This is a genomic window from Dactylosporangium sp. NPDC051087 (genome assembly GCF_055586325.1).
This window is the reverse complement of record NZ_JBVJIJ010000100.1, coordinates 1-1,013: the sequence shown is the minus strand read 5'-3', so window position 1 is coordinate 1,013 and position 1,013 is coordinate 1. Positions and strand designations below refer to the sequence as shown.

The window sequence follows — 1,013 nt, the reverse complement described above, 5'->3', positions numbered from 1 at the left end:
CCCGACGGGACGTTGAAGGTGACCGGCGAGTTCGCGTTCTCCTCCGACCTGTGGGCCGACCGGATGCTGTGGGGTGCGACCCTGCGCAGCCCGCACCCGCGCGCCAGGATCACCGGTATCGACATCACCGGCGCGGTCGCCACCACCGGCGTGCATGCCGTGCTCACCGCCGACGACGTGCCCGGCGCGAAGTTGTACGGCCTCGAGCACCGTGACCAGCCGGTGCTTGCCATGGGGCAGGTCCGGTATGCGGGGGAGCCGGTCGCGATCGTCGCCGCCGACCACCCCGAGACCGCCCGCCGGGCGTGCGCGGCGATCGTCGTCACGTATGAGGTGCTGCCGCCGGTCGTCGACCCGGTCGCCGCGCTCGCCGAGGGCTCCGACACCGTCCACGACCGTGGGAACCTGCTGCGGCATGTGCCGATCCGTAAGGGCGACCCGGATGTCACCGCGGCCGTCGTGGTGTCCGGCGTGTACGAGGTCGGGATGCAGGATCAGGCGTTTCTCGGTCCGGAGTCCGGGCTGGCGATCCCGGCCGAGGACGGTGGTGTCGACCTGTTCATCGCGACCCAGTGGCTGCACGGTGATCTCGGTCAGGTCGCTGACTGTCTCGGGCTGCCGCAGTCGAAGGTCCGGCTGAGTCTCGCCGGGGTTGGTGGCGCGTTCGGTGGTCGTGAGGACGTGAGTATGCAGGTGCATGCGTGCATGCTGGCCCTGCACACCGGGCGTCCGGTGAAGATGGTCTATTCCCGTGAGGAGTCGTTCCACGGTCATGTCCATCGGCATCCGGCGCGGATGTGGTACGAGCACGGCGCGGACCCCGACGGGCGCCTCGTCTATGTGAAGGCCCGGATCGTGTTGGACGGCGGCGCGTACGCGTCGACGTCGATGGCGGTCGTGGCGAACGCGACCACCCTCGGCGTCGGTCCGTACACGGTGGACAACGTCACCGTGGACGGGTACGCGGTCTACACGAACAACCCGCCGTGCGGCGCGATGCGCGGCTTCGGCGC

At 70.0% G+C, this 1,013-nt stretch carries 1 protein-coding gene; it reads left to right on the top strand.

Annotation, left to right across the window (positions count from 1 at the left end; all coding sequences use genetic code 11):
• Nucleotides 1-1,013 (top strand): molybdopterin cofactor-binding domain-containing protein (locus tag ACZ6TV_RS55235; protein WP_465309800.1); only part of this gene is annotated, 1,013 nt, incomplete at both ends.